This window comes from Mesorhizobium sp. M2A.F.Ca.ET.037.01.1.1, assembly GCF_003998075.1.
Taxonomy (GTDB): Bacteria; Pseudomonadota; Alphaproteobacteria; order Rhizobiales; family Rhizobiaceae; genus Mesorhizobium.
In genome coordinates this window covers 1-4036 of sequence record NZ_RZSA01000623.1, presented here as the reverse complement: position 1 = coordinate 4036, position 4036 = coordinate 1, and the positions used below count along the sequence as shown (strand labels likewise).

General features: G+C 61.4%; 4 protein-coding genes and 2 pseudogenes. 4 read left to right on the top strand and 2 right to left on the bottom strand.

What is annotated here, in order from left to right; translation table 11 throughout:
- Positions 1 to 319 (bottom strand): annotated as a pseudogene (locus tag EOA27_RS25625) (phosphoketolase); the annotation flags it as partial.
- A gap of 288 nt (positions 320 to 607) precedes the next feature.
- Between EOA27_RS25625 and EOA27_RS25620 the strand changes: the two are divergent.
- Positions 608 to 823 carry a DUF1858 domain-containing protein gene (locus EOA27_RS25620; protein ID WP_126083545.1) on the top strand — a complete coding sequence of 72 codons (216 nt, stop codon included), beginning with the start codon at positions 608 to 610 and terminating at the stop codon, positions 821 to 823.
- On the opposite strand, the gene EOA27_RS25615 is transcribed toward EOA27_RS25620, so the two are convergent.
- Positions 820 to 1524 carry a Crp/Fnr family transcriptional regulator gene (locus EOA27_RS25615; protein WP_126079224.1) on the bottom strand — a complete coding sequence of 235 codons (705 nt, stop codon included), beginning with the start codon at positions 1522 to 1524 and terminating at the stop codon, positions 820 to 822. The two genes, EOA27_RS25620 and EOA27_RS25615, sit on opposite strands and share 4 nt — an antisense overlap.
- A gap of 206 nt (positions 1525 to 1730) precedes the next feature.
- Here EOA27_RS25615 and EOA27_RS25610 point away from each other — a divergent pair, with 206 nt between their 5' ends.
- From EOA27_RS25610 to EOA27_RS25600, 3 genes and pseudogenes are all read left to right on the top strand, one after another.
- Complete coding sequence (locus tag EOA27_RS25610; RefSeq protein WP_126083546.1) at positions 1731 to 2927, top strand: NnrS family protein; 1197 nt, start codon at positions 1731 to 1733, stop codon at positions 2925 to 2927.
- 142 nt (positions 2928 to 3069) lie between these two features.
- Entirely contained in the window at positions 3070 to 3516 is a 447-nt protein-coding gene (locus EOA27_RS25605; protein ID WP_126062654.1) for a pseudoazurin, read from the top strand.
- Between the two features lie 254 nt (positions 3517 to 3770).
- A pseudogene (locus tag EOA27_RS25600) lies at positions 3771 to 4036 on the top strand (nitrite reductase, copper-containing); the annotation flags it as partial.

The following is a 4036-nucleotide window of genomic DNA, read 5'->3' as shown; positions in this document are numbered from 1 at the left end:
CGCTGTAGGTGCCCTCGAGATAGGTGTTGGCCACCATCGCCGGCCCGCCATGGCCGGGACCGCAGACATAGATGACATTGGCGTCGCGTTGCTTGATGGCACGATTGAGATGCGCATAGATGAAGCTGAGACCAGGCGAGGTCCCCCAGTGGCCGAGCAGCCTTGGCTTGACATGCTCCAGCCGAAGGGGTTCGCGAAGCAGCGGATTGTCGAGCAGATAGATCTGCCCGATGGTCAGGTAGTTGGCGGCACGCCAGTAGGCATCGATGTCTTGCAGTTCCTGCGCGGACAAACGATTGGCGCTGGGATGCTCGGTCATTTCCGACTCCTTCGCTGGGTTGAACCGATGCGGATGAAACACAACGCATCAACGCTGCCACCGGTTCATGACCGGTCCATGTCAGGACCGGGTGCGCCTTCGATCTATCCGGCAGGGGGCCGGCGGGCTTTGATCCATCGCAAAATGCCGAGGCAAGCCGGCCGCGGCTCCAAACAGCATCACAAAACTGCATCACGCGAGACAAGACAGCGGCTTCTTTGCTTCAGAGCAACTAACGCATTGAAAAGACCCGTCAGGATAGTTGTTCGCAAAATGCGGACAGACAAGATGAAACGCAAATTGAATGACGATGCGACGATGGATGGGATCATGCGCGAGGCGCCGGCGGCTGTTCGTGTCGTCCTCCAGCACGGAATGTTGTGCGTCGGCTGCCCGATCGCTTCCTTCCACACCGTTTCGGACGCGGCACGCGAGCATGACCTGGACGAGGATCAGCTTCGCTGCGACCTGGAGGCGGCCATCGACGCCGGCGGAGCGGGCTAGCCCTTTGCCGAGCGGCCTTCAGCGATGACGAGGAGGCGATGGGGTTCGACCACGACCACCCTTTGTCGCCCGCTCTTGACCAACCCCTGGTCTTCCCAGGCGGAAAGCAGCCGGCTGACCGTGTGAAGCGTGGTGCCTGTCATCTCGGCAACGTCTTGGCGTGAAATGGGGAAGTCGATCATGATGCCTGCCTCGGTCTTTTTCCCCGACTGCTTGATCAGCTTCAGCAAGGCATGCGCAACGCGCTGCTCCACCTGCTCGGTGGACATCTCGATGACGCGAGCATGAGCATCCTGCAGCCTTATTCCCACCGCCTTGTAGGCATTGGCGCTGAAGCTCGGGTAGCTCGCCGCGAATGTAGCCCAGAGCTGGCTCGGCCAGGCGAGCGCCACGCAATCGACCGCCGCAAGGGCATTCGCCGGATAGGTCGTCCGGCCCAGCGCGCTGGCGATCCCCATCAATTCGCCCGGGCTTATGTATCGCACGGTCACCTCATGACCATCCGGAGTCGATTTCACCACGCGCACATGGCCGTCGAGCAGAAGGAAGAACGAATGGGCCTCCTGCTCCTGCTCGAAAACCGGCTGATCCTTGGCGATGCGAATGGACCTTGCCTGTCCGATTATGCGATCCAGGTCCGCGGAGGCGATCCCCTCGAAGACAGGCAGTCCGGCAATCAGCGATCGATCAAGGCTTGCCAACTGCCTTCCTCCCCAACTTCAACGCTGCGATGCGTTCAGGCTCTGCCTGACTGTGTCACGGACGACCGCCCGTCGACAAGTGAAGCCTCCCCCTCGGTGTGGCAAGGCGATCACTCCCTTGTTTGCGCTGAGGCAAATTCCGGACCTCAGAGCCCGGATAAAAGCGGCCCAGCAGGCGTCTTGCCTGGTTTTCAATGGGGCATGTCATGGCAATTCCACGGACGCGGCCAAGCGCCTATCCGGCAATTCTCTCCTACGGGTTCCGGCCATTCTTCCTTCTGGGCTCGCTCCAGGCCGCCATTGCGATGCTGCTGTGGCTGCCCCTCTATTACGGCAGGCTGGTAACCTTCAGCACATTCCTGCCCGTGGACTGGCATATTCATGAGTTGCTTTTCGGCTACCTGCCGGCGGTCGTGACCGGCTTCCTGCTGACCGCAATTCCGAACTGGACCGGCCGGCTTCCCGTTCAGGACTTTCGCCTCCTTGCGCTGGTGTTGCTCTGGGTTGCCGGTCGGGCGGCCGTGTTCCTTTCCGCGGAAACCGGATGGCTGCTGAGCGCGGCCATAGACTGCTCTTTTCTTCTAGCGGTGGTTGCGGCCGCCACAACGGAGATCATCGCCGGACGGAACTGGCGGAACCTCAAGGTGCTGCTGCCAGTCGCGACCCTATTTGCGGCAAACGTCATATTTCATGTTGAAGCGCATTACCAAGGCATCTCCGACATGAGCCGCCGCCTGGGTCTTGGAGCGGTCGTCGTCCTCATCATGATCGTAGGCGGGCGAATAGTCCCCAGCTTCACCCGCAATTGGCTGGTGCGCGAGAACCCCGGCCGGATTCCGGCATCATTTGGCAAGTTCGACATCGGAACGATCGCGCTGTCCGCCGTCGGCCTCGCGGCCTGGACCTTCTTTCCCGCCAGTCTTGCAACCGGCGCGCTTCTGATCGCGGGAGCGGTCTTCAATAGTGTTCGGCTTGCCCGCTGGGCGGGCGATCGGACACTGGGCGATCCGTTGGTGCTGATCCTGCATATTGCCTTCGTCTTTGCGCCGCTAGGCCTGCTGCTTGCCGGACTGACCGTCCTCGCACCAGGTGTCGTTCCAGCGGCGGCGGGCATTCACGCATTTGCCGTTGGAGCGGTGGCCTGCATGACGCTGGCCGTGATGACCCGCGCCTCTCTCGGCTACACAGGCCGCGAACTGGCGGCAGGCGCCGGAACGCGTGCGATCTTCGTTGCGATCGTCATCGCTGCCATCCTGCGCATAGCTGCGGCCATGGCTCCCGGCGCTCCGATCCTCCTGCATGTCTCGGCGGCGCTATGGGTTACCGCTTTCGTCGGCTACGCCGTGTTCTTTGGCGGAATGCTCACGCGGCCACGCCGGCAAGCGCGTAACAACGCTGAATGAACGCTTGGGCCGACACTGACCATCATGTTCCGCGCCATCACTTTCGTCGCGGCATTTGAGCTAGCGCAAATCGCCACGTCCTCCGACGATCTAAAAGCGCGCGACGGTAGATGCCGTGGTGAAACAAGAAAGGAACTCTCCGATGAAACTGCCCCTCATTGCCGCGGCGGTCGCGTTGCTCTCGATGGCCGGCGCCGCGAATGCCGAAGAACATGTCGTCCAGATGCTGAACAAGGGTGAAAAGGGCGCGATGGTCTTCCAGCCCAACTTCGTCCGGGCGGCGCCCGGCGACACGATCAAGTTTGTGCCGACCGACAAGACCCACAATGCCGAGGTCATCAATGGAATGCTTCCGGACGGCGCCGAGCCCTTCAAGGGCAAGGCGAGCGAGGAGATCACGGTCACCCTCACCAAGGAAGGTGTCTATGGCGTGAAATGCGCTCCCCACTACGGCATGGGCATGGTGGCGCTGATCGTCGTCGGCAAGCCGGTCAACCTGGAGGCGGCAGAAGCCGTCAAACAGATCGGCAAGGCAAAGCCCGTCTTTGCCGAGCTGTTCGCCGAGGCGACCAAAGCCGCTTCGAACTGATCCGACAGCATGGGGGGCTGCCTCCGGCAATGGCGGGCCGGAGGCGCGGGCCGGGCAGACCTTGGGAGAGGTCCTGCCCGGCCATCTTTTTGTCGGCCGCGTGTGCGCGGTGTGCCTATCTGGCCTTCCTGTAGAAGCAAACTCCTCAACAAAGAGCAACTGCACCTGTCACAGGTTTGCGCAAGCGCAAAGACGAGATTTTCGAAGTCGATATTCTGACGATATCGAAATGATTGAAATGAGGAGAGGTTATGATGCTTACGAGACGCGAAGCTTTGCTGGGTTCTGTTCTTACCGCCGCCGCTGTTGCCGCCATCGGCTCGACGCCGGCGATGGCGGCCGTGACGGATGTGGCAGAGCTGCCGCGCGAAAAGGTCACGCTTGTCGCGCCGCCTTTCGTGCACGCTCACGACCAGGTGGGCAAGGGCGGCCCCAAGATCGTCGAGTTCACCATGAAGATCGAAGAGAAGCCGATGGTCATCGACGCCGACGGCACTCAGCTCAACGCCATGACCTACAA

Excerpts from the sequence above, each read along its gene's own strand:
- EOA27_RS25605 (WP_126062654.1), top strand. The coding sequence starts at position 3,070 with ATGAAACTGCCCCTCATTGCCGCGGCGGTCGCGTTGCTCTCGATGGCC.
- EOA27_RS25620 (WP_126083545.1), top strand. The coding sequence starts at position 608 with ATGAAACGCAAATTGAATGACGATGCGACGATGGATGGGATCATGCGC.
- EOA27_RS25610 (WP_126083546.1), top strand. The coding sequence starts at position 1,731 with ATGGCAATTCCACGGACGCGGCCAAGCGCCTATCCGGCAATTCTCTCC.